This window comes from Desulfovibrio biadhensis (assembly GCF_055388615.1).
The window spans coordinates 3,276,887-3,297,883 of record NZ_AP042477.1 but is presented as its reverse complement, the minus strand read 5'-3'; the positions used below and the strand labels follow the sequence as shown (position 1 = coordinate 3,297,883).

At 55.8% G+C, this 20,997-nt stretch carries 31 protein-coding genes; 2 read left to right on the top strand and 29 right to left on the bottom strand.

The features are described 5' to 3' along the window. Window positions 1–41: 41 nt before the first annotated feature. The 28 genes from map to ACZ5EH_RS14125 form a co-directional block, all read right to left on the bottom strand. Window positions 42–818 (bottom strand): type I methionyl aminopeptidase, encoded by a 777-nt coding sequence (gene map, locus ACZ5EH_RS14260; RefSeq protein ID WP_464274550.1) that lies wholly within the window; start codon window positions 816–818, stop codon window positions 42–44. Between the two features lie 2 nt (window positions 819–820). After that, on the bottom strand, window positions 821–2,134 hold the full coding sequence (gene secY, locus ACZ5EH_RS14255; protein WP_464274549.1) for a preprotein translocase subunit SecY: 1,314 nt from the start codon (window positions 2,132–2,134) through the stop codon (window positions 821–823). 3 nt (window positions 2,135–2,137) lie between these two features. After that, window positions 2,138–2,587 (bottom strand): 50S ribosomal protein L15, encoded by a 450-nt coding sequence (gene rplO, locus ACZ5EH_RS14250; protein WP_464274548.1) that lies wholly within the window; start codon window positions 2,585–2,587, stop codon window positions 2,138–2,140. Further along, a complete protein-coding gene (rpmD, locus tag ACZ5EH_RS14245) occupies window positions 2,584–2,757 on the bottom strand; it encodes a 50S ribosomal protein L30 (protein ID WP_464274547.1) in 174 nt (57 codons plus the stop codon). The genes rplO and rpmD overlap by 4 nt, the downstream gene beginning before the upstream one ends. A gap of 12 nt (window positions 2,758–2,769) precedes the next feature. Further along, window positions 2,770–3,261, bottom strand: a complete 492-nt coding sequence (gene rpsE / locus ACZ5EH_RS14240) for a 30S ribosomal protein S5 (RefSeq protein ID WP_464274546.1) — start codon at window positions 3,259–3,261, stop codon at window positions 2,770–2,772. A 25-nt stretch (window positions 3,262–3,286) separates the two neighbouring features. After that, window positions 3,287–3,646, bottom strand: a complete 360-nt coding sequence (gene rplR / locus ACZ5EH_RS14235; protein ID WP_464274545.1) for a 50S ribosomal protein L18 — start codon at window positions 3,644–3,646, stop codon at window positions 3,287–3,289. 11 nt (window positions 3,647–3,657) lie between these two features. Beyond that, complete coding sequence (gene rplF, locus ACZ5EH_RS14230; protein WP_464274544.1) at window positions 3,658–4,191, bottom strand: 50S ribosomal protein L6; 534 nt, start codon at window positions 4,189–4,191, stop codon at window positions 3,658–3,660. Between the two features lie 11 nt (window positions 4,192–4,202). After that, window positions 4,203–4,586, bottom strand: coding sequence for a 30S ribosomal protein S8 (gene rpsH / locus ACZ5EH_RS14225; protein WP_464274543.1), 384 nt, complete (start codon window positions 4,584–4,586; stop codon window positions 4,203–4,205). A 14-nt stretch (window positions 4,587–4,600) separates the two neighbouring features. Next, window positions 4,601–4,786 (bottom strand): type Z 30S ribosomal protein S14, encoded by a 186-nt coding sequence (locus tag ACZ5EH_RS14220; RefSeq protein ID WP_464274542.1) that lies wholly within the window; start codon window positions 4,784–4,786, stop codon window positions 4,601–4,603. Between the two features lie 12 nt (window positions 4,787–4,798). After that, the gene (gene rplE, locus ACZ5EH_RS14215; RefSeq protein WP_464274541.1) at window positions 4,799–5,338 is read right to left on the bottom strand and encodes a 50S ribosomal protein L5; all 540 of its coding nucleotides are present in this window, start codon (window positions 5,336–5,338) and stop codon (window positions 4,799–4,801) included. Between the two features lie 22 nt (window positions 5,339–5,360). Then, window positions 5,361–5,684: a 50S ribosomal protein L24 gene (rplX, locus tag ACZ5EH_RS14210; protein ID WP_464274540.1), complete on the bottom strand. Its 324-nt coding sequence runs from the start codon at window positions 5,682–5,684 to the stop codon at window positions 5,361–5,363. 9 nt (window positions 5,685–5,693) lie between these two features. Next, on the bottom strand, window positions 5,694–6,062 hold the full coding sequence (gene rplN, locus ACZ5EH_RS14205) for a 50S ribosomal protein L14 (protein WP_464274539.1): 369 nt from the start codon (window positions 6,060–6,062) through the stop codon (window positions 5,694–5,696). Window positions 6,063–6,073: 11 nt separating this feature from the next. Continuing rightward, window positions 6,074–6,340, bottom strand: coding sequence for a 30S ribosomal protein S17 (rpsQ, locus tag ACZ5EH_RS14200; RefSeq protein ID WP_464274538.1), 267 nt, complete (start codon window positions 6,338–6,340; stop codon window positions 6,074–6,076). 4 nt (window positions 6,341–6,344) lie between these two features. Further along, on the bottom strand, window positions 6,345–6,539 hold the full coding sequence (gene rpmC / locus ACZ5EH_RS14195) for a 50S ribosomal protein L29 (RefSeq protein ID WP_464274537.1): 195 nt from the start codon (window positions 6,537–6,539) through the stop codon (window positions 6,345–6,347). 2 nt (window positions 6,540–6,541) lie between these two features. Continuing rightward, window positions 6,542–6,955, bottom strand: a complete 414-nt coding sequence (gene rplP, locus ACZ5EH_RS14190; RefSeq protein WP_464274536.1) for a 50S ribosomal protein L16 — start codon at window positions 6,953–6,955, stop codon at window positions 6,542–6,544. A gap of 1 nt (window position 6,956) precedes the next feature. Next, on the bottom strand, window positions 6,957–7,598 hold the full coding sequence (gene rpsC / locus ACZ5EH_RS14185; RefSeq protein WP_464274535.1) for a 30S ribosomal protein S3: 642 nt from the start codon (window positions 7,596–7,598) through the stop codon (window positions 6,957–6,959). An 11-nt stretch (window positions 7,599–7,609) separates the two neighbouring features. Further along, window positions 7,610–7,942: a 50S ribosomal protein L22 gene (rplV, locus tag ACZ5EH_RS14180; protein WP_464274534.1), complete on the bottom strand. Its 333-nt coding sequence runs from the start codon at window positions 7,940–7,942 to the stop codon at window positions 7,610–7,612. A 42-nt stretch (window positions 7,943–7,984) separates the two neighbouring features. Then, window positions 7,985–8,260 (bottom strand): 30S ribosomal protein S19, encoded by a 276-nt coding sequence (gene rpsS / locus ACZ5EH_RS14175; protein WP_464274533.1) that lies wholly within the window; start codon window positions 8,258–8,260, stop codon window positions 7,985–7,987. 9 nt (window positions 8,261–8,269) lie between these two features. Continuing rightward, window positions 8,270–9,100: a 50S ribosomal protein L2 gene (rplB, locus tag ACZ5EH_RS14170; RefSeq protein ID WP_464274532.1), complete on the bottom strand. Its 831-nt coding sequence runs from the start codon at window positions 9,098–9,100 to the stop codon at window positions 8,270–8,272. Between the two features lie 4 nt (window positions 9,101–9,104). After that, the gene (gene rplW, locus ACZ5EH_RS14165) at window positions 9,105–9,395 is read right to left on the bottom strand and encodes a 50S ribosomal protein L23 (protein ID WP_464274531.1); all 291 of its coding nucleotides are present in this window, start codon (window positions 9,393–9,395) and stop codon (window positions 9,105–9,107) included. A 73-nt stretch (window positions 9,396–9,468) separates the two neighbouring features. Further along, entirely contained in the window at window positions 9,469–10,092 is a 624-nt protein-coding gene (rplD, locus tag ACZ5EH_RS14160) for a 50S ribosomal protein L4 (protein WP_464274530.1), read from the bottom strand. A 13-nt stretch (window positions 10,093–10,105) separates the two neighbouring features. Beyond that, window positions 10,106–10,732 carry a 50S ribosomal protein L3 gene (rplC, locus tag ACZ5EH_RS14155; protein WP_464274529.1) on the bottom strand — a complete coding sequence of 209 codons (627 nt, stop codon included), beginning with the start codon at window positions 10,730–10,732 and terminating at the stop codon, window positions 10,106–10,108. Window positions 10,733–10,743: 11 nt separating this feature from the next. Continuing rightward, window positions 10,744–11,061, bottom strand: a complete 318-nt coding sequence (gene rpsJ / locus ACZ5EH_RS14150; protein WP_464274528.1) for a 30S ribosomal protein S10 — start codon at window positions 11,059–11,061, stop codon at window positions 10,744–10,746. Between the two features lie 6 nt (window positions 11,062–11,067). Then, window positions 11,068–12,261: an elongation factor Tu gene (gene tuf, locus ACZ5EH_RS14145; protein WP_464274527.1), complete on the bottom strand. Its 1,194-nt coding sequence runs from the start codon at window positions 12,259–12,261 to the stop codon at window positions 11,068–11,070. 12 nt (window positions 12,262–12,273) lie between these two features. Then, window positions 12,274–14,346, bottom strand: a complete 2,073-nt coding sequence (gene fusA, locus ACZ5EH_RS14140) for an elongation factor G (RefSeq protein WP_464274526.1) — start codon at window positions 14,344–14,346, stop codon at window positions 12,274–12,276. A gap of 10 nt (window positions 14,347–14,356) precedes the next feature. Next, the gene (gene rpsG, locus ACZ5EH_RS14135) at window positions 14,357–14,827 is read right to left on the bottom strand and encodes a 30S ribosomal protein S7 (RefSeq protein WP_464274525.1); all 471 of its coding nucleotides are present in this window, start codon (window positions 14,825–14,827) and stop codon (window positions 14,357–14,359) included. Window positions 14,828–14,849: 22 nt separating this feature from the next. Beyond that, a complete protein-coding gene (gene rpsL, locus ACZ5EH_RS14130) occupies window positions 14,850–15,221 on the bottom strand; it encodes a 30S ribosomal protein S12 (RefSeq protein ID WP_464274524.1) in 372 nt (123 codons plus the stop codon). Window positions 15,222–15,435: 214 nt separating this feature from the next. Beyond that, window positions 15,436–17,070 (bottom strand): glycosyltransferase, encoded by a 1,635-nt coding sequence (locus ACZ5EH_RS14125; RefSeq protein WP_464274523.1) that lies wholly within the window; start codon window positions 17,068–17,070, stop codon window positions 15,436–15,438. A gap of 149 nt (window positions 17,071–17,219) precedes the next feature. Here ACZ5EH_RS14125 and ACZ5EH_RS14120 point away from each other — a divergent pair, with 149 nt between their 5' ends. Both ACZ5EH_RS14120 and ACZ5EH_RS14115 read left to right on the top strand, forming a co-directional pair. After that, window positions 17,220–18,962 (top strand): glycosyltransferase family 2 protein, encoded by a 1,743-nt coding sequence (locus ACZ5EH_RS14120; protein ID WP_464274522.1) that lies wholly within the window; start codon window positions 17,220–17,222, stop codon window positions 18,960–18,962. 12 nt (window positions 18,963–18,974) lie between these two features. Next, window positions 18,975–20,225 carry a glycosyltransferase gene (locus ACZ5EH_RS14115; protein ID WP_464274521.1) on the top strand — a complete coding sequence of 417 codons (1,251 nt, stop codon included), beginning with the start codon at window positions 18,975–18,977 and terminating at the stop codon, window positions 20,223–20,225. A 15-nt stretch (window positions 20,226–20,240) separates the two neighbouring features. On the opposite strand, the gene ACZ5EH_RS14110 is transcribed toward ACZ5EH_RS14115, so the two are convergent. After that, window positions 20,241–20,837 carry a TrmH family RNA methyltransferase gene (locus ACZ5EH_RS14110; protein WP_464274520.1) on the bottom strand — a complete coding sequence of 199 codons (597 nt, stop codon included), beginning with the start codon at window positions 20,835–20,837 and terminating at the stop codon, window positions 20,241–20,243. Window positions 20,838–20,997 lie beyond the last annotated feature (160 nt).

Below are 20,997 nucleotides of genomic sequence, written 5' to 3'. Positions count from 1 at the left end.
ACTCCATGCTATGCCCTTATGCGGGCCATGTTAGCAGGACGCTAGGTCGCTGCCTCGGATACACTCAATATTTCAGGGCCATTCGCCGTAATCGCAATGCTGTGCTCAAAATGAGCAGACAGACTATTGTCCTTGGTTACGGCAGTCCAGTGGTCGTCAAGGATGCGTACTTCATGTGATCCCAAAGTGACCATGGGCTCGATGGCCAGCACCATGCCCTGCTTCAAGGGCAGGGAGCCTTTGTTGTTCACTACGAAATTAGGCACCTCAGGTTTTTCGTGAAGCTTACGACCAATGCCGTGCCCTACAAAACGCCTGACGACGCCAAAACCATAGCTTTCGACGTACTCTTGGACGGCTCTGGAAATGTCAGAGAGCTGGTTGCCTACCCTCGCCTGTTCGATGCCGCGGTACAGGGATTCACGGGTAACTTCCAAAAGGGTTTGGCTCTTCTTTCCAATTTCCCCCACAGGATACGTACGAGCCGAATCTCCGTGGAAGCCATCATAAACTACGCCCATATCGACACTCACGATATCACCTTCTTTGAGCACGCGCTCAGAAGGAAAACCGTGGACGATTTCTTCATTCACAGAACAGCAAAGAGCAAATGGGAACCCGTTATACCCTTTAAATGAGGGAGCCACGCCGTGATCGTTGCACATTGACATGGCTATTTCTTCGAGTTCCATCGTACGGATGCCAGGGGCTATAGCCTCCCCTAGGGCATCCAGGATCTTGGAGACAATGCGGTTAGCACCGCGCATTGCCACAAGCTCCGTCTCATTCTTCAAAAAAACGCCGCGAAACTTTTTCACAATTATCGTCTGCTCCGCAGCTTACCCTTCTGCATCAATCCTTCGTATTGACGGGAAATCATGTGCGACTCAACCTGGCCCATGAAGTCCATTGCAACACCCACAACGATGAGCAGCCCCGTACCGCCAAAGTAGAACGGAACGTTGAACTGCTGGATCAGCATCATGGGCAAGATGCAGATAAGGGAAATGTAGATTGCTCCCCACAGCGTAATGCGGGTCAGCACTCTATCAATATATTCCTTGGTTTTGCCGCCTGGACGAATACCAGGGATAAAACCACCCTGCTTCTTCAAGTTCTCAGCTATATCTTTTGGATCAAAAATAATCGCAGTATAGAAGAAACAGAAAAACACGATCATCGCAACGAACACGATGTTGTAAAGCATCGACGTAGGTCTGAAGTAAGCCGAAACGGTCTGTAAGAACTCAACGTTGGAAAATTGAGCAATAGTTCCGGGGAACATCAGAATCGAAGACGCGAAGATGGGAGGTATAACACCTGCGGTGTTAACACGCAAGGGCAAATGTGTTGTCTGCCCACCCATCATTTTACGCCCCATCATACGCTTGGCGTATTGAATCGGAATGCGCCGTTGGGCGCGTTCCATGAACACGATAAACCCGATAACTGCAAGCACAACGGCCAGAATAAGCAGAGCAATGAAAAGGCTCAACTCGCCAGTGCCCATCAGTCGAAAGGTATTAACGGTTGCACGGGGCAAACCGGCAACGATACCTGCGTAAATAATCAGGGAAATACCGTTGCCAAGGCCTTTTTCGGTGATCTTCTCGCCCAGCCACATGATCATGACGGTGCCCGCGGTCAGTGTGATGATCGTGGTCAACCGAAAAGCCCAGCCAGGTTCCAGGACAACAGGCGCCCCAGTGGGACTGGCCATACCTTCCAGGCCGACAGCAATGCCCATGCCTTGGATGAGCGTAATCAACACTGTTCCGTAGCGGGTGTACTGCGTAATCTTTTTGCGGCCAGCAGCGCCCTCTTCTTTTTGCAAACGTTTCAGCTCTGGGCTGGCAACAGTCAGCAATTGGATGATAATGGACGCTGAAATGTAGGGCATGATACCCAGAGCGAAGATCGAGATATTGCGCAAACCGCCGCCGGAGAACATGTCAAAGAGCCCAAACAAGGTGTTCTGGGCACTTGCAAAAAAGTCCTGCAGCGCATTGGCATCCACACCGGGAACCGGAACATGGATGCCTATACGGTAAACGGCAAGCAAGAAGAAGGTCCAAAAAAGCTTCTTCTTGAGCTCGGGCAGTTTAGCGAGGTTCTCTACTCCGGAAAGGGCCACGATTTATCCTTCCAGTGCTTCGGCTTTTCCGCCGGCTTGCGTGATCTTTTCAGCTGCTTTGGAGCTGAAGCGGTGCGCATGCACGGTCACAGCACGTCCGACGTCACCATCGGACAAAATCTTGACCGGTGCACCACGACGAGCAAGACCGCGGTCGTAGATGTCTTCAACAGTAATTGTGTCTTTCCCTTCGAAGAAAGAAAGCAGACGCCCTACATTGATAGGTTCGTAAACAACCTTGAACAGAGCGTTCTTGAAACCACGTTTGGGCAAACGGCGTTGCAGGGGCATCTGGCCGCCTTCAAAGCCGGGACGTTTGCCCTCGCCAGCGCGAGAGTTCTGTCCCTTGTTACCCTTGCCGCAGGTGCAGCCCCAGCCGGTGGCGGAGCCGCGGCCAATACGGCGGCGGTTCTTGCGTTCCTCAGGGAAATTGGTCAGTTCGTGCAGCCTCATGATGTACTCACCTCTACGAGATGCTTGACGCGTTCAATCATGCCGCGCAGGGACGCAGAGTCCTCAGCGGTGACAACCTGATGGGGCTTGCGCAGCCCCAAGGCTTGGAGGGTCTTCTTTTGCTTGGGCTTACAGCCGATGTAGCTGCGCACGAGTTTAATGGAAACCATGTCTAAGCCCCCCTACTTGCGCGGCGTTTCAAGGCGCTTACCACGGATGGCGCTGACTTCGTCTGCGGAACGCAGAGAGGCCAAGCCGGTGATGGTCGCCTTGAGAACGTTGTGCGGATTGTTGGTGCCAATAGCCTTGGTCAGGATGTCGGACACACCGGCAGCTTCCATGACTGCACGGACAGGACCGCCCGCAATGATACCGGTACCCTTGGAAGCCGGCTTAAGCATAACGCGGCCAGCGCCGTATATACCAAGCACCTCATAAGGCAGGGTGCCATCCAGCAGAGGTATTTTGACCATGGCTTTACGAGCCCGCTCATTGGCCTTACGAATGGCCTCAGGGACTTCCTGTGCCTTGCCCAGACCGTACCCGACACTGCCGTTGCCATCACCAACCACGACGAGGGCGCTGAAGCTGAAGCGCCGACCGCCCTTGACGACCTTGGCAACGCGGTTCAGGTAGACGATCTTCTCTACATAACCTTGTTCATTCTGTTCCATGCCATATTCCCCAGCTTTGCGCGGGTTAAAATACCAGGCCGCCTTCACGGGCGCCGTCGGCAAGAGCCTTGATGCGGCCGTGATAGAGGTAACCGTTACGATCGAAAATCACGCGCTCTATGTTCTTCTCTTTAGCGAGCTTCGCAATTTCACGACCAACCTTGGCGGAGGTATCCTTGTTCAACTTCAAGCCGCTCTCTTCTTTACCAAGAACAAGAGAGGACGCTGAAGCAAGGGTCTTTCCCTCGGTATCGTCGACTACCTGGCAGTAGATGGCGGCATTGGAGCGGAAAACAACCAGGCGCGGACGCTCGGCTGTGCCGAAAACCTTTTTGCGAATCCGCACTTTGCGGCGGAGGCGTGCTTGTTGTTTGGTTTGTTTCATGGCTCGGCTCCTTACTTGCCGGACTTACCAGCCTTACGGCGGATGACTTCTTCAAGGTACTTGATGCCCTTGCCTTTGTACGGCTCGGGCGGACGAACGCGGCGGATACGCGCAGCAAGTTCGCCAACCATGACCTTGTCGACGCCTGAAATGGTCAACTTATTACCCTCGACCTTGGCTTCGATCCCCTTGGGCATCTCCATCTTCACCGGATGGGAGTAGCCTACACTCAGCTCAACGGTTTGGCCGTTAACAGCGACCTTATAACCAACACCGATGACTTCGAGGGTACGCGAGAAGCCCTTGGAAACGCCTTCAACACAGTTTGCCAGAAGCGTACGCCTCAGGCCGTGCTGTGCACGGGCGGTCCGGGTTTCGTTGGCACGGGTTACACGCACCGCGCCATCTTCGAGAGCGTAGGAGACCGAAGGATGCACAGGTGTGGTGATGCTACCCTTTGGCCCCTTGACCTCTATGCTTTCAGCATTCAACGTGACTTCGACGCCACTGGGGATGCTGATGGGAAGCTTTCCTATTCTGGACATTGTCGGCCTCGCTACCAGATTTCGCACAGGACCTCGCCACCGACATTCTTGTCCTGGGCCTGAGAGCCCTCAAGAATGCCACTGGACGTGGACATGATGCAGATGCCAAGGCCGTTTTGCACACGGGGGATGTCGGTAGCACCAACATAGACCCTGCGGCCCGGCTTGCTTATTTTCTTCAGGCCAGCAATGGTGGCCTTACCTTTGACATATTTGAGCGTCACCACGATATCGGCATCTTTTTCGCTGTAATCGCTGATGTACCCTTCTTCCTTAAGGATAGCGGCTATGGCCACTTTAACCTTGGATTTGGGAATAGCGACTTCGCGGTGCAGGGCATGGTGCCCGTTACGGATGCGCGTCAACATATCGGAGACGGGATCAGTGACTGCCATGATGCTCTCCTGATTTACCAGCTCGATTTGCGGACGCCGGGCAGTTCGCCTGCCAGGGCCTTGTTGCGGAAACAGATGCGGCAGATACCGAACTTACGCAGGTAAGCGCGGGGACGACCGCAGATCGGACAACGGTTGTAAGCGCGGGCAGAAAACTTGGGTTTACGCCGGGCTTTGACTTCCAAGGACGTACGAGACACCGTGATTTCTCCTTACTTCTTGAAAGGCATGCCAAGCTGCTCGAGCAAGACTTTGCCTTCCTTGTCTGTGGTGGCCGTGGTCACGATAGTGATGTTCATACCCTTCACTCGCTCCACCCTGTCGATTTCCAGCTCAGGAAAGATGGTGTGATCCTTGATCCCCAGCGTGAAATTGCCGCGGCCATCAAAACCCCGGTCGGGTACACCACGGAAGTCGCGAACCCGAGGCAGCGCAAAATTCATCAACTTGTCGCAGAAATCCCACATGCGATCCCGGCGCAGCGTTACACGACATCCAACAGCCATGCCCTGACGCAGCTTAAAGGCTGCAATGGACTTTTTGGCGCGAGTGATGATGGCGTGCTGGCCGGCAATGCGCGTAAGTTCATCGGCGGCGTCTTCAATGAGCTTGTGATTCAAGCTCGCCTCGCCGAGGCCGATGTTCAGCGATACCTTTTCCAGGCGCGGAATCTGCATAGGAGATTTGTAGCCAAACTCCTTTTGCAGCACCGGCGCAATCTTCTCTTTGTACATCTCTTCCAATTTTGTCATGACACTTCCCGATATAAGCAAGTTAATCGAGGATCTCGTTGCACTTCTTACAAAAGCGCACTTTCTTGCCGTCCTCGGTGAAGCGATAACCGATTCGGGTCGCCTTGGTGCAGGCATTGCAAATAACCTGTACGTTGGACACCGCAACGGGAGCTTCTTTTTCGATTATACCACCAGGCTGTTGCTGATAAGGATTTCCTTTGGTGTGGCGCTTGACCATGTTCACCTTTTCAACAAGTGCGGTGTCCTTTTTGTGGTCCACACGCAATATCTTGCCAATTTTGCCCTTATCCTTCCCGGCGATAACCATCACCTTGTCGTCTTTTCTGATCTTATTCTTCTGCATGGCCGCCACCTAAAGCACCTCGGGTGCCAGCGAAACGATTTTCATGAAGTTCCTCTGGCGCAGTTCACGTGCCACAGGACCAAAGATGCGAGTGCCGACCGGCTCCATCTGATTATTCAGAAGTACAGCCGAGTTGTTATCGAAACGGATGTAGGATCCGTCGGGACGACGAATTTCCTTTTTGGTCCGCACGACAACTGCCTTCATCACATCGCCCTTCTTGACCTTGGAATGCGGCATGGCGTCCTTCACGGAGACCACTATGATGTCGCCTACGCCAGCGTACCGGCGGCGGCTGCCGCCCAGCACCTTGATGCAGGAGAGACGCTTGGCTCCGGAATTGTCCGCGACGTCCAAATTGCTTTCTACCTGGATCATCTCTTAGCCCTCTATACCGCTTTTTCCAAAACCTTGACCAACTGCCAGCGCTTGCGCTTGCTCAGGGGGCGAGATTCAATGATCTGCACCTTGTCCCCAATACGGCACTCGTTCTCAGGGTCATGGGCCATGTATTTCTTGCGGCGGTTGATATACTTCTTGTACAGGGGGTGCTTAACCAGCGTTTCGACACCTACCACTATGGTCTTGTCGGTTTTGTCGCTCGTTACGCGGCCCACAAGCACTCGCTTGTTACTTTTCTTTTCTGCATCCACCATGGCTTTAGGCTCCCTTTTCCTTGTCCTTGAGCACAGTCAAGACACGGGCGATGTCGCGTTTCACCTGGGGGATACGCGCAGTATTCTCAAGTTGCGCAGTAGCGTGCTGGAAACGCAGATTGAAAAGCTCCTGACGAAAGCCCTCGAGCTTTTCGCTAAGCTCGCCAGAAGACAATTTACGAAACTCATTGGCTTGCATGATTACAGACCCTCCCTCAACACAATGGCGGTCTTAACCGGAAGCTTGTGAGCAGCACGCGTCAAAGCTTCTTTAGCCAATTCGATGCTTACGCCCTTGATTTCGTAAAGGACGCGGCCAGGGCGCACGGGAGCGCACCAACCTACGGGAGCGCCCTTACCTTTACCTTGGCGGGTTTCAGCAGGCTTCGCAGTGATCGGACGGTCGGGGAAAACACGGATCCAGACCTTACCACCGCGCTTGATGTGGCGCATCATGGCGACACGAGCAGCTTCGATCTGCTGGTTTGTAAGTTTCCCGGGCTCCAGGGTCTTCAGGCCGATATCGCCGAAGTCCACGGAATTACCACGAGAAGCCTTGCCGCGCAGACGCAGCTTTTGACTCTTGCGATATTTGACTTTCTTGGGGCTCAACATATTACTGCTCCACCTCTTGATCGAGGATCATTCCTTTGAAAATCCAAACCTTAACGCCAATGATGCCGTACGTAGTACGCGCTTCGGCCAGGCCGTAGTCGAGGTCGGCACGGAGCGTGTGCAGGGGTACGCGACCATCGCGGTACCATTCGCTACGTGCGATTTCAGCACCGGCCAGTCGGCCAGCACAGGAAACCTTAATGCCCTCGGCGCCAAACTTGCGGGCAAGGCCCACAGTGCGCTTCATGGCGCGACGAAAAGCCACGCGACGCTCGAGCTGCAGTGCGATGTTCTCGGCTACGAGTTGCGCGTCGGTTTCAGGACGACGAATCTCGTTCACTTCGATGGAGAACTCGCGATTGAACTTATTACGCAGGTCCATGCGCAGCTTTTCGATTTCCACACCTTTACGGCCAATAACGATACCTGGACGTGCAGTGTGGATGATCAGACGCACCTTGCCGCCGGCGCGCTCGATCTCGAGCTTGGCAATGCCTGCGTGGTACAAAGCTTTTTTGGCGTACTTCCGGATTTTGTCATCTTCGTAGACGAAATCGGCGTACTCTTTCTTGCTGAACCAGCGCGAAAGCCAGTTTTTGTTATAACCCAGCCGGAAACCGTATGGATGTACTTTCTGACCCAAGGACCGCCTCCCTAGCTCTCTTCTACAACCACGGTAATGTGGCTGGTTCGTTTAATTATTCGATTGGCGCGGCCCATTGCTCTGGGCATAAAGCGTTTCAACCGGGGCCCCTCGTTGACGACAACCTCTTGTACGAAAAGGGAGTCGATATCGATACCGGGCAATTGCTCGGCATTGGCTACCGCGGAGTTGAGCACCTTGGCCAGGACACCGGAGGATTTTTTGGGCGTGAACTTCAGAATGTTCAACGCTTCCTCTACGGGCTTACCCTGGATGTTGCGCGCCACCAATCTCGCCTTTTGCGGCGAGATACGCATGTATTTGGCTGTTGCTTTCACCTTCATCTGGGACACCTTTAACTCTTAGAGTTATGTTGCGCCGACTGATTAGCGCTTGCTCTTACGGTCGGCAGCATGCCCGTGATACGTACGGGTAGGCGAAAATTCGCCCATCTTGTGCCCAACCATGTTCTCGGTCACGAACACGGGGATGAACTTCTTGCCGTTGTGCACCGCGAAGGTCAAACCGACCATCTCGGGCGTAATGGTGGAGCGGCGCGACCAAGTTTTGATCACGCGGCGATCGTTATTCTCGATGGCCTTGGAGACCTTCTTCTCGAGATGATTGTCCACATAGGGACCTTTCTTCAAAGACCTTGGCATGGGTAACTCCTACTTCTGGCCGCGCCGTTTGACGATGAGCTTATTGGAGGGCTTCTTCCGATCCCTGGTCTTGTAGCCCTTAGTGGGCATACCCCACGGCGACACCGGATGGCGACCGCCAGAGCTGCGGCCTTCACCGCCGCCCAATGGGTGATCAACAGGGTTCATGGCTACGCCGCGAACCTCGGGACGGCGCCCAAGCCAGCGGTTACGGCCGGCCTTGCCAAGGGAAATGTTTTCGTGGTTGACGTTGCCAACCTGGCCAACAGTGGCGCAGCAGGTGGCCAGCACCTTGCGCACTTCACCGGAGGGCAAACGCAGAAGCGCGTACTTGCCTTCCTTGGCCACAAGCTGAGCGTAGGTACCGGCTGCGCGGCAGAACTGACCGCCGCGACCGGGGTAGAGCTCGATGTTGTGGATAATGGTACCAACAGGAATGCGTTGCAGAGTCAAAGCATTACCAGGCTTGATATCCACCTTGTCACCGGACTCTACGATATCGCCCTGCTTGATGCCGACGGGAGCGAGGATGTAGCGCTTCTCACCGTCGAAGTAATGCAGCAGCGCAATGCGCGCGCTACGGTTGGGGTCGTACTCGATGTGCGCGACACGTGCCGGCACGCCGGTCTTCTGGCGCTTGAAATCGATAATGCGGTAACGGCGCTTGTGACCGCCGCCGCGACGCCGGGCCGTAACACGACCGTAAACGTTGCGACCGCTTTTCTTGGCAAGACCCTCTGTAAGGGACTTTTCAGAGCCGGTACGAGTGATCTCTGCAAAATCAGAAACCGTCTGAAAACGGCGACCAGCGGAAGTAGGTTTGAGCTTGCGGACAGCCATTATACTACACCCCCTCGAAGAGTTCGATCTTGCTGCCCGGAGCCAAGGTCACATATGCCTTCTTGTGACCGGAGATCCTCCCTTGCGGGCGACCCCAGCGGGTGCGTTGAAGCGGTCGGCGACGCACGATGTTCACGCTTTGAACCGAGACGTCGAAAGCCTTTTCCACAGCCTGCTTGACCTGGATCTTGTTCGCCTTGGGGTGAACATAGAAGACGACCTGATTGGCCATCTCCTTGGCCCAAGTCGCCTTCTCCGAGATCAGAGGCTTGATGAGAACCTGCGAATAATCCATTTTCTGGCTTCCTTTAACATGGCCGCCCCCTTTTCGGTTTCAGGAGGCAGCGAATATGACCCCAAATGGGTCCCTAGGCCTTCAGGCGCTCCTGAACGGAGGCCGCAGCATCTTTATCCAGCACCAGCTGGGGATGCAAAAGCAGGTCGTATACATTGAGACGATCCTGCGGCAACACCTTCACTCCGGGGATATTGCGGGCCGAAAGAGAGAGATTGTTATCTTCTTTGTCAACAACAATCAAGACTTTTTTCAGACCAAGCTGCGCCATCACCTCGGTGAATTTCTTGGTTTTGATTTCAGACAAAGTCAGATCATCCACAACCATCAGATTTTCTTCAGCAAGACGGCTGCTGAGAGCCATCTTCATGGCCAGCTTGCGGACTTTCTTGTTTACCTTAAAATCATAGCTGCGGGGCTGCGGTCCAAAGACGACGGCACCATGACGCCACAAGGGCGAACGAGTGGTACCAGCACGGGCACGGCCTGTGCCCTTCTGCCGCCAGGGCTTGCGCCCCCCACCGGTTATCACTGAACGGTTTTTCGTGGCGTGGGTCCCGGCGCGCTCGGCAGCCCGCTTTTGGCGGACTACCAGGTTCAGCACTTCGGGCTTGACCGCAACCTCGAATACCTCAGGAGCGAGCTCTATTTCACCCACTTCCTTTTTGCTTTTGTCGAATATCTTAACAACGGGCATTGTATTTTCCTCGCTACTTCAGCTTGCGGATCATGATCAGGCCGTTGCGGGGACCAGGGACAGCACCGCGAATAATCAGCAGGTTGTCCTCAGGACGTACGTCAACGACTTCCAAGTTGAGCATGGTCACGCGCTTGTTGCCCATTTGACCTGCCATTTTCTTGCCTTTGAAGATCTTGCCAGGTTCGGTGGCGTGTCCGACAGAACCCGGAGCACGGTGCACCTTCTCATGGCCGTGGCTGGCAGGCATACCACGGAAGTTCCAGCGCTTCATGGTGCCCTGGAATCCTTTACCCTTGCTTTTGCCGGTCACCTTGACCTTCTCACCAGGGGTAAAGATCTCTACAGTGATATCCTGGCCCAATTCGTATTCTTCAACGCTGGGAATGCGGAGTTCTTGCAAGTGACGGAAAGGCCCTTTGCCAGACTTGGCCTGGTGCCCGATCTGCGGCTTGTTCGACCGCTTCTCAGGCACAACGCCAAAGCCGATCTGCAGCGCTGTGTAGCCGTCCTTGCCGCCGTCCTTGATCTGGACGACAGGGCAAGGGCCAGCCTGTACGACTGTGCAGGGCACGGCGGTGCCGTCGCTGTTGAATATCCGGGTCATGCCCAGTTTACGTCCCATGATGCCGATAGACATGCCGTACCTCGCTAGAGTTTAATTTCAACGTCCACACCGGCAGGCAGGCTAAGCTTGCCCAGGGCGTCGACGGTCTGCTGCGTGGGTTCGAGGATGTCCAACAGACGATTGTGAATGCGCATCTCGAACTGCTCGCGGGACTTCTTGTCCACGTGTACGCTGCGGTTGACCGTGAACTTGTGGATGTTGGTCGGCAGAGGCACGGGGCCGGCAATGCCGGCGCCGGTATTGCGGGCCGTATCCACTATCTCTCCTACCGCCTTGTCGAGAATGCGGTAGTCATAAGCCTTGAGCTTTATCCTGATCCTGTCGCTGGAAACTGTCATCATGGTAGTTTACTCCAGAATTTCCGAGACCACGCCGGCGCCAACGGTACGGCCGCCTTCGCGGATGGCGAAGCGCAGACCAGTTTCCATAGCGATGGGCGCGATCATCTCCACCGTGAAGGTGGCGTTGTCGCCGGGCATGACCATTTCCACGCCCTCTTCCAGGCCGATGACGCCGGTGACGTCAGTGGTGCGGAAGTAGAACTGGGGACGGTAACCCGTGAAGAACGGGGTGTGACGGCCGCCCTCTTCCTTGGAGAGCACGTACACCTCGGCCTTGAACTTCCTGTGCGGGGTGATGGACTTGGGAGCCGCCAGAACCTGACCGCGCTCAACATCCTCACGCTTTACACCGCGCAGCAGCACCCCGACGTTGTCACCAGCCTGCCCCTGATCGAGGATCTTGCGGAACATTTCAACACCGGTGCAGGTGGTCTTGGTCGTGTCCTTCATGCCCACGATCTCGACTTCCTCACCAACCTTGATGATACCGCGCTCCACACGACCGGTAACAACGGTACCGCGGCCGGAGATGGAGAAAACGTCCTCGATGGGCATCAGGAAGGGCTTGTCGATGTCGCGCTCGGGCTCAGGAATCCAGGAGTCACAAGCGTCCATCAGCTCGAAGATCGGCTTGGCGTCTTCGCTGTCCACGCTGTCGGCTTCCAGAGCCTTCAGAGCGGAACCCTGAATCACGGGGATGTCGTCGCCTTCGAAGCCGTACTTGGTCAGCAGCTCGCGAACTTCGAGCTCAACCAGCTCGAGCAGTTCGGGATCGTCAACCAGGTCAACCTTGTTCAGGAAGACAACCAAGCTGGGCACGCCAACCTGACGGGCGAGCAGGATGTGCTCACGGGTCTGGGGCATGGGGCCGTCAGTTGCGGCAACGACCAGGATGCCGCCGTCCATCTGGGCAGCACCGGTGATCATGTTTTTAATGTAGTCGGCGTGGCCAGGGCAGTCGACGTGGGCGTAGTGACGCTTGTCGGTCTGGTATTCCACGTGAGCGGTGGCGATGGTGATGCCGCGCTCTTTTTCTTCAGGAGCCTTGTCGATCTCGTCAAAGGCCACATAGCTTCCGCCGCCCTTCATGGACATCATCTTGGTGACGGCCGCGGTGAGGGTGGTCTTTCCGTGGTCAATGTGGCCAACGGTGCCGATGTTTACATGCGGCTTGCTGCGCTCGAATTTTGCCTTACCCATGGTTATCTCCCGCTACTTCTTTTTGATGATTTCATCGGCAAGCCCGGCAGGCACGCGCTCGTAGTGGTCGAACTGCATGGTAAAAGTGGCCCTGCCCTGCGTTTTGGAGCGCAGGTCTGTGGCATAGCCGAACATTTCCGCCAGGGGGACATCTGCACGTATAACTTGAGAGCCGGCACGCGACTCCATATTCTGAACTTTACCGCGACGGCTGTTCAAGTCGCCCATGACATCACCGAGATATTCTTCGGGAGTCACGACTTCGACAGCCATGATGGGCTCCAGCAGCATAGGCTTGGCCTTGCGGCAGGCTTCCTTGAAAGCCATGGAACCAGCGATGTAGAAGGCTTGTTCCGAGGAGTCCACATCGTGGTAGGAACCGTAAACAAGGCTGACCTTGATATCGATGACGGGGAAGCCGGCGAGTACACCGCTCTTCATGGCGTCCTGGATACCTTTGTCAACAGCGGGGATGTATTCCTTGGGGATGACACCACCGACAATCTTGTTTTCGAATTCGTAGTTGTTTTCAGTGTTGCGATCTACCTCGATGACGACATGACCGTACTGACCACGACCACCGGACTGCTTGGCGTACTTGTGGTCCACTTTGGCAGGTCCGCCAATGGTTTCGCGGTAGGCAACCTGAGGCTTACCAACGTTGGCGTTGACCTGAAATTCACGGGTCAAACGGTCAACGATGATTTCCAGGTGCAACTCACCCATACCAGCGATGAGGGTCTGGCCGGTTTCTTCGTTGGAAGTAACACGGAAGGAAGGGTCTTCCTTGGCCAGCTTACCCAGGGCATTGGAAAGTGCGTCACGGTCAGCCTTGGACTTGGGCTCGATGGCAACCTCGATGACCGGCTCGGGTACATCCAGGGATTCGAGCACAAGGGGGCGCCCCATGTCGGTGAGTGTATCACCGGTGGAAACAGTCTTCAGGCCGACACAGGCGACGATGTCACCAGAGCCCGCCCACTTGATTTCCTCACGCTTGTTGGCGTGCATCTTCATCAGACGACCAACGCGCTCTTTCTTGCCGGTGGTGGCATTGAGAATGGTCATACCGCTCTCAATGAAACCGGAATAGATACGCACGAAGGACAAGTGACCGACAAAGGGGTCGGAAGCAAGCTTGAAGACCAGGCCGGCGAGAGGTTCGTTGTCATCGCAATGACATTCGATCTTCTTTTCTTCGTCGTCAACATCCGCAGCAACCATGGAAGCGATATCCAGGGGCGAAGGGAAGTAGTCGACAACCGCGTCAAGCAAAGGCTGCACACCCTTGTTGCGGAAAGCGGAACCGCACATGACGGGCACAACACTCAGGTTGATGGTAGCCTTGCGCAAAGCAGCGATGATTTCTTCAGAGGAGAGCTCTTCACCACCGAGGTATTTCTCGAGAAGGGCTTCATCTTCTTCAGCAATGGCTTCCAGCATTTCGAGTCTGAGAGACTCGTACTGGTCCTGGTAATCTTCGGGGATCGGCTCGTAGCTGACGCGTGCGCCCTTGGTGGTATCATCAAAGATGATCGCGTGCCCCATGATAAGATCGATGATGCCGTCGAAATGATCTTCGGCACCGATGGGGATCTGCAGGGGAACAGCCTTGGCCTTCAGGCGATCCTTCATCATATCCACGCAACGGAAGAAGTCCGCGCCGATGCGGTCCATCTTGTTGACGAAGCACATGCGAGGAACTTTGTAACGGTCAGCCTGACGCCAGACTGTTTCGGTCTGGGGCTCAACGCCTGCGACTGCGTCGAACACGGCGATGGCGCCGTCGAGGACACGAAGGGAGCGTTCGACTTCCATGGTGAAGTCAACGTGGCCCGGCGTATCGATGATGTTGATCCGGTGGTCGCGCCAGAAACACGTGGTGGCGGCAGACGTAATCGTAATGCCGCGCTCCTGCTCCTGAACCATCCAGTCCATAGTGGCCTGGCCGTCATGCACTTCGCCGATCTTGTGCGAGACGCCGGTGTAAAAGAGAATACGTTCAGTAGTAGTTGTCTTACCAGCATCAATATGGGCCATGATGCCGATATTGCGCTGCATATTTATTGGTACTACTCGAGCCACTGTACTTCTCCTACCAGCGGTAATGGGCAAAAGCCTTGTTAGCTTCCGCCATGCGGTGGGTGTCTTCTTTCTTCTTCACGGCACCCCCGCGGTTGTTGAAAGCATCCAGCAGCTCGCCAGACAAACGACTGACCATGCCCTTCTCACCACGAGCGCGGGAGTAGTTGATCAACCACCGGATAGCCAGGGAGAGCTGCCGCTCAGGGCGAACCTCCATGGGCACCTGGTAGGTCGCACCACCCACGCGGCGGGCTTTGACTTCCATGTGCGGCTTGACGTTATCAAGGGCTTTCTCAAAGGCGCGCAGGGGCTCTTCATTGGCCTTTTCGCCGAGCACCTGAACGGAATCATAGAAAATACGCTCAGCCGTGCTCTTCTTGCCGCTGATCATCAGACGGTTGATGAACTTTGCGACGAGACGGCTGTTGTAAATGGGATCTGAAATGATCTCACGCTTGGGGACTGGTCCTTTGCGAGGCATGTGGCTACTCCATGACTATTGGCTATTTGGGCCGTTTTGCGCCGTACTTGGAACGGCTCTGACGCCTGTCCTGCACACCTGCGGTATCCAGCGACCCGCGAACGATGTGGTAACGTACACCGGGAAGGTCCTTCACACGGCCGCCGCGGATCAAAACCACGGAGTGCTCTTGAAGGTTGTGTCCTTCACCTGGGATGTAAGCCGTCACCTCGATGCCGTTGGTCAGGCGCACGCGTGCGACCTTGCGCAGTGCGGAGTTGGGCTTTTTCGGGGTAGTCGTGTACACGCGTGTGCACACGCCACGCCGCTGCGGGCAAGCCTGCAGGGCGGGGGTCTTCTTACGTTTCAACACTTCGGCCCGCTGCTTCCGCACGAGCTGGTTGATGGTCGGCATGCGCGTCCTCCGATAATCGTACTGTGTTCCAATATTATCTTGGTTGCAAAGACGGAGCTAGTTAGTCCAACGACTCGACGTTGTCAAGCCTTGGCAAAAAATAATTTCACGCAGAACACTATTGCAAGGTGGGGAATACATTCCCAGCCTTGTCTCGCGTACGCGCGAATTGGCTCCATCAGCCTAGCTGCTTCCCCCTTAAGGATGCAAGCTGCTACAACCTTAGGGATTTTGCCTCAATATCCGCCAGAAGCGCTCTCCGGTGCCAGCTCCGCAACCCGTCGATCTGCTCCGGGTTGTAGAGCATCTGCAGCTTATACAGATTGCCCAGCGCTCTGGCTTGTTCCTTCGGGTCCTTCATTGCCGCCCGGCCACTGCGTTTCAGATGCGGCGCCTCCAGGTGTCCCTGGTATACCGCGATGCGTCCTTGCAAGGCCAGACGAAGGTCATGTTCTACGTCATCATATTGCGACGGGGTGAACCGCAGATCGAACTCCCCGCTCTCCTCCAGGCGTTCGCGCAAAAACAAATGCACGCACCCTGTAACAGATGTGCAGGGCCGCAAATAACTGAACTGGCCCTGATTCGCAACCTGAATTTGCAGATTCGACAAAGAAAATTTTCGCGCATAGTTGGGCGCGTAGGGTTCCTGCACCACTTCACGGGGGTCTGTGAGGTGCAGGTCTACATGCTGTAACATTACAGGATTACTAGCATATACCACTTTACATCCCCACACTCCAGCCTCAGGATACGCCGTGGCTGCAGCCCCAAGACGCCCAAGCCAATTTTCTGGCAAGGGAGCATCATCATCTATATACGCCACCCAACGCGAGCGCAAGGTTTCTGGCTCATGCAGCAGCCAGTTGCGGGCGGCGGGCGCGCCGATGTTTACAGGCAACCGCAGACTGCGCATCCGTGCTGCGCCAAGCAACTCTTGCCATCTTTCGAGAACAAAAGGTGTCTCGTCAGTGCTTCCGTTATCCAGCACCAGCAGTTTGACGCCTTCCCCCAGCGATGGCGCCAGCGCTACAAGGGTCTGCTCCAGATCGGCGGCCTTGTTCCAGGTGTAGAGAAGAACGGCAACACCCCCGGCAGGCTGCTCGACCTTTTTATCCAGTCCAAGAGCGACATCATGCAGCCGCAGCAGCAAATTTACATGCCAGGGCATTTGCTCCAGGGCCTTGCGCCAGATGGCGACAGCCTCTTCCCGCTCTCCGGCGCGGAACAGCGCCTCGCCAAGGGGAAAGGAAACGTCCACAATATCATGTTGTGCAACACGGGCGTAGGCTTCCGCCGCCTGGGCATTTTGCCCTGCATACAAAAGCAAATCAGCTGCTGCCTTGGCTACCAGGATTGCAAAGGGTGAATCATGGGCGGTTTCCAAAAGCTTCTGCCCCCATTCCCATTCGCCTTCATATACCGCGCGCACCATCCCCTGTTGCAACCAAAAGAGGTTTCCCGGCTCTTTGCGGCATTGCTGTTCCAAATAATTGCGGATCAGTGCGGCGTCGCCCTTGCTTATCAGACGCATGAGGTAGCTGAGATCATCCGGGCGCTTGTGCCCGCCGGCCACGGCAGCGGCAAGTTGCGCCCCTGGAGAAGAAGGCGCAACCCTGGCATGGTTGGCCGCCATGCCTGCGTCAAACAAATCGTTTTCCCAGGCCAGCCGGGCCAGCTCCACACCCAGGTCCCGCAGCTTTGCGGCATCTGCTGTCCCTGCGGCGGCGCTCGCCTCCAAAGCGCGGCCAGCAAGCACGGTAAGATGGGTCTTACCCACAGTACCGTGCAGCAGCCCTTCTTGCAGCGATTCGGGCAACCATTCCGGGAGGGAGTGCCATGCAAACATTTTATTCGTAATCCTTGACAATATGCCGCGCCCTTCGCAATCTGGCGCGGTACCCTCTATACTGCACCATTTACAGGGGACAAGGCAAGAATTCCCGCGCCCTTCAGCATAGAAATCCGGCGCTGCAACCCTTTGCCACCGGACCAGCAATGCCCAGAAAAAACTTGCTTGCGACCCGCCCTTTTCTGCATCGCGCCAAGCACGAGCTCCCCACCCTGATCTATGGCGTGGAAGGGACCTCCAACCAGATGCAGCTCGTGCAGCATGCCACAGCCTTGATACAAAAGGCGCCGGAATACATCCACATGGCCTCCCAGATGCTGTGTTGGGCCTGGCAGCAGAACCCCCTGGACAAGACTTTTCTGCAAGGGGCGGCTTCTCTGGCGCAACAGGCTGACGAACTCTCTCCGGAGGGGCGTGTGGTGGCGTCCATCATGGATCGGCACCTGCAATTACCGGATCAGGATGAGGATCTGATAACCCCTCTGAGTGAGGCTGCAGAGACGGGTTCCTTGCCGGAAGTCTATGTACAGTTGATCAACAGAAGCGGGCACGGCCTTTTCTGGTTGGGGCGTATTTTTTCGTTACTTCTTGATGAAAGCATGCCTGAGCTTGCTGCAGAATTATTGGAGCGCAACAAGGCTCTTGCATCCCTTCCCCATGCAGCTAAACGTCTGCAAGCCGAGCTGGCCATGGCCTCTTTGCCGCCTCACGAGGCTTTGCCCGTCATTGAATCAGTGGACGCGGGGGTATTCGGGCTATGGCGCGAAGCCGCCAGAGCATCCCTGCTGCTGCAGGCCTCGGAAGCCGAAACCGGAGGGCGCGCATCCAGCAACGCCCGCCACACTGCAGGTGCTATCTATCGCAAAATGTGGCAACGCATGCCTTGGCATGTGAACGCAGGGTTAACTGCCTACGATCTGTTGTCGCCCCCCCCGCCTGCACCAGACCTGGAATGTTATGTCCAAACGTGCGTACTGCTATACTCCTGGAACAAGGGGCACGACCTTGAGCGCACTCTGGAGTCCCTTGCGAACAGCATCCTGAATGGAGCACGGGTTATCTGCCTCGACAACGGCTCCACCGACGACACGCCAGATATCCTGGCGCGGGCGCGCAAGCAGTGGAAAGAACGTGCAGATCTGCCAGAGCTGGAGATAGTGCGCCTGCCCGTCAACATAGGCGCACCTCAGGCGCGCAATTGGTTGCTGCACCATCCAGGCGTTCGGGACAGCCGTTATGTGGCCTTTCTGGATGATGACGTGTACCTGCCCAAGGACTGGCTGCCCAGCCTATTGGCGCAGGCGGAGGCCAACCGGAACGTAAGCGCCGTGGGGTGTCGCATTGTTCGCAACAAACGTCCCAGGGTGTTGCAAGCGGCTGACTTCTCTCTGTTGGACCCTTCTTTATGCAGCAGCGGCTTCAACGATTTTCAGGAGCGCGTTTTTGTATACAACAACGGCCTGGGCGCACGGGACAGCGGCTTGTTCCGGTACACCCGCCCCTGCATTTCTGTAACGGGATGTTGCCACCTGCTCAGCATGGACAGCGTTGCTCGCCACGGTGACTTTGATATTCGATTCGCCCCAACGCAGTTCGACGACTTGGAGCGCGACATGCGCGCCTTCAGCGCAGGCCATGTTGCCATTTATCACGGGGGGCTATCCATTCGCCACGTGCAATACTCCAGCCTTTCACAGGCCAAGAGTCCGGCTGCCCAATCCCATGTTCACGGGAACAAGCTGAAGCTGGAGCACAAGTATGAGGAGCAGGACCTGAAACGCATGGCTGCGCGGTGCCGCCGCTTGCTTGACCAGGATTTTACGTCCAAGGCTCTCGCGCTGGACGCCATGGGAAAGGACCTGGAAGACGCAAGCGAGCTTCCGGAATAAATGGTGTGACGCATGAATGAGAACGCGCCCCACCCTTTCCTGGAGTATTCCCAGGCATTGCTGCCCTTCCATCCGCCCTGTGCGATAGAGGCACTTGCCGCACCATCCCTGGATGGCACGCAGACGGAGCGCGCCGTCAAACGTATGCTGCGAACGCTTGAACGCAGCGACCACGCGCCGGCGACTCTTGTGCTGCTTGGTCTGGGAGACGGGCTCTTTGCCAAGGCAGTGGCCAATGCAATGCCCCCTGCCTCCGGGCTTGTTGTTGTCGAGCAAGACCCCAGGCTGGTACATGGCATTCTTACCCATGCGCCGCAGCGATTGGATTGGCTTGCCCCTGCATCAGGCGATGCAAAAGAACGTCTGCTTCTCACAGACACCTCCTTGTGGGCAATCACATTGCTCCTACATGCCTTTGGCGGCATCAAGGGGTGCATTCCCTTGCGCAATCCAGCAGTATCGCAAAAGAGCGCCCCTGGCCTTGGCGCATTGCAAAAAATGCTGGTAACCACGCAAGAAGAGAAGCTTCCTCCCTTTTATCCAACCGACACGGCTCCTTCCCTGAGCATCGCTGCCATTCTACGGCCGGAAGAACCCTACCTGAACGATTTTTTTGCGCAGTTTCCAGACAACATTGGTGGCGCCCAATTGGAACTGGCTGTTGTCTGGGACACGGCGACCTTGCCGGATTCACTGCCTACTGACCGCCCTTTGCGACAAATGGCGCGCCCCTTGAATGGAGATTTTGCAGCGCAGCGTAACACCATGCTCTCGCTATGCAACGGGGAGTGGGTACTGTTTCTCGATGCTGACGAACGCCTGCCCAAGACATTTTGGGAAGTGCTGCCGGCAATGATTGCACGCCGGCAAACAGGGGCATACTGGTTTCCGCGTCAGACCTTCTACCCAGACACAGAACACGCGCTGAGCGGCCTGGGACTTTGGCCCGACCTGCAATTGCGGCTTTTTCGTAGAGGAAGGGGTGTGCACTTCATCAACCGCGTGCACGAGCGGCTGGTGGGTGTGGCAGGAAATGCGTATATCGCCCCCGCGCTTGCCATACGCCACCTGAACCAGGTGCAAAAGACAGCGGAGGAGATTGAAGCAAAGTATGCTGTCTTCAATGCCGCAGGGGAATTGACAGACAAGGGGCACCGCCGCAGCAAGGACTACCCACACTTGTCAGTGACTTTTTTTGAGGAAATGGAACGTCGCGCAGGGGCAGATACCTTGCTCAGACTCCCTGCGCAGCCTGAAGAATAGACGATAGCCCCCCGCTTACATCTTGCGCCATTCAGCCTCAATGGCAGCCAATTCATCCGCCGGATAGCTTGGCGAATCATACAGCCCTTTTTCCTGGCGCTGCCGCCAGGCCTCGAAAAGCGTGACCGCTGCGGCCACCGAGACATTGAGGCTCTGCACCATGCCCTGCATGGGAATATACACTTCATCCGGCACCAGCTCGCGCAGTTCTTCATCCACGCCGCTATGCTCATTGCCAAAAATGATGGCCGTGGGCTGAGTCAGGTCGTAATCCAGAATGGAGCGCGCATTCTCACTAAAACCGGTGGCCAATATCTGGTATCCCTTCTCGCGAAACCCCGACACCATTTCATTGGCATCCGTATGGCGCACGCGGTTCACCCATTTGCCTGCAGAAGCAGAGGTCTTTCTCCCCAGTACGGGAAAAGCCGAGGTCGTATAATATAGATGCACCTCAGGCACGCCAAAAGCATCACAGCTACGCAACACTGCAGATACATTATGGGAGTCATGGATATTGGAAAGGACCAGGGTCAAATCTTTCTGTCTGCGCTCGAGGACGCCGCGAATACGATTTTTACGGCGATCGGTGATGACTACTTTTGGACGCATTGCATATTCCTTGCTTGCTTCACGCTGCTGGCGCGACTGTTTACTTCCTGAAGGCGCGGGGGAAAAGGGGATTTATCCGAAAGCCGGCGCAAACACAACCTGCCAATTTCCCGCCTGGGCAAAAGGTCATTAATACCTTGTAATAATATACCTTGCCCCC

What these genes read in the sequence shown, in the direction of transcription:
- rplB (WP_464274532.1), bottom strand. Translation starts at nt 9,100, where the DNA reads ATGGCTGTCCGCAAGCTCAAACCTACTTCCGCTGGTCGCCGTTTTCAG.
- ACZ5EH_RS14125 (WP_464274523.1), bottom strand. Translation starts at nt 17,070, where the DNA reads ATGTTTGCATGGCACTCCCTCCCGGAATGGTTGCCCGAATCGCTGCAA.
- rpsQ (WP_464274538.1), bottom strand. Translation starts at nt 6,340, where the DNA reads ATGGTGGATGCAGAAAAGAAAAGTAACAAGCGAGTGCTTGTGGGCCGC.
- ACZ5EH_RS14110 (WP_464274520.1), bottom strand. Translation starts at nt 20,837, where the DNA reads ATGCGTCCAAAAGTAGTCATCACCGATCGCCGTAAAAATCGTATTCGC.
- rplV (WP_464274534.1), bottom strand. Translation starts at nt 7,942, where the DNA reads ATGAAGGTGAAAGCAACAGCCAAATACATGCGTATCTCGCCGCAAAAG.
- rplC (WP_464274529.1), bottom strand. Translation starts at nt 10,732, where the DNA reads ATGTCTATCGGCATCATGGGACGTAAACTGGGCATGACCCGGATATTC.
- rplP (WP_464274536.1), bottom strand. Translation starts at nt 6,955, where the DNA reads ATGTTGAGCCCCAAGAAAGTCAAATATCGCAAGAGTCAAAAGCTGCGT.
- rplX (WP_464274540.1), bottom strand. Translation starts at nt 5,684, where the DNA reads ATGCAGAAGAATAAGATCAGAAAAGACGACAAGGTGATGGTTATCGCC.
- rplR (WP_464274545.1), bottom strand. Translation starts at nt 3,646, where the DNA reads ATGAAACAAACCAAACAACAAGCACGCCTCCGCCGCAAAGTGCGGATT.
- rpsJ (WP_464274528.1), bottom strand. Translation starts at nt 11,061, where the DNA reads ATGATGACAGTTTCCAGCGACAGGATCAGGATAAAGCTCAAGGCTTAT.
- rplN (WP_464274539.1), bottom strand. Translation starts at nt 6,062, where the DNA reads ATGATCCAGGTAGAAAGCAATTTGGACGTCGCGGACAATTCCGGAGCC.
- rplD (WP_464274530.1), bottom strand. Translation starts at nt 10,092, where the DNA reads ATGCCCGTTGTTAAGATATTCGACAAAAGCAAAAAGGAAGTGGGTGAA.
- rpmC (WP_464274537.1), bottom strand. Translation starts at nt 6,539, where the DNA reads ATGCAAGCCAATGAGTTTCGTAAATTGTCTTCTGGCGAGCTTAGCGAA.
- rpsS (WP_464274533.1), bottom strand. Translation starts at nt 8,260, where the DNA reads ATGCCAAGGTCTTTGAAGAAAGGTCCCTATGTGGACAATCATCTCGAG.
- rpsL (WP_464274524.1), bottom strand. Translation starts at nt 15,221, where the DNA reads ATGCCGACCATCAACCAGCTCGTGCGGAAGCAGCGGGCCGAAGTGTTG.
- rplF (WP_464274544.1), bottom strand. Translation starts at nt 4,191, where the DNA reads ATGTCCAGAATAGGAAAGCTTCCCATCAGCATCCCCAGTGGCGTCGAA.
- rpsG (WP_464274525.1), bottom strand. Translation starts at nt 14,827, where the DNA reads ATGCCTCGCAAAGGACCAGTCCCCAAGCGTGAGATCATTTCAGATCCC.
- rplO (WP_464274548.1), bottom strand. Translation starts at nt 2,587, where the DNA reads ATGAGGCTGCACGAACTGACCAATTTCCCTGAGGAACGCAAGAACCGC.
- tuf (WP_464274527.1), bottom strand. Translation starts at nt 12,261, where the DNA reads ATGGGTAAGGCAAAATTCGAGCGCAGCAAGCCGCATGTAAACATCGGC.
- rpsH (WP_464274543.1), bottom strand. Translation starts at nt 4,586, where the DNA reads ATGGCAGTCACTGATCCCGTCTCCGATATGTTGACGCGCATCCGTAAC.
- rplW (WP_464274531.1), bottom strand. Translation starts at nt 9,395, where the DNA reads ATGGATTATTCGCAGGTTCTCATCAAGCCTCTGATCTCGGAGAAGGCG.
- rplE (WP_464274541.1), bottom strand. Translation starts at nt 5,338, where the DNA reads ATGACAAAATTGGAAGAGATGTACAAAGAGAAGATTGCGCCGGTGCTG.
- ACZ5EH_RS14120 (WP_464274522.1), top strand. Translation starts at nt 17,220, where the DNA reads ATGCCCAGAAAAAACTTGCTTGCGACCCGCCCTTTTCTGCATCGCGCC.
- rpsE (WP_464274546.1), bottom strand. Translation starts at nt 3,261, where the DNA reads ATGGAACAGAATGAACAAGGTTATGTAGAGAAGATCGTCTACCTGAAC.
- ACZ5EH_RS14115 (WP_464274521.1), top strand. Translation starts at nt 18,975, where the DNA reads ATGAATGAGAACGCGCCCCACCCTTTCCTGGAGTATTCCCAGGCATTG.
- rpmD (WP_464274547.1), bottom strand. Translation starts at nt 2,757, where the DNA reads ATGGTTTCCATTAAACTCGTGCGCAGCTACATCGGCTGTAAGCCCAAG.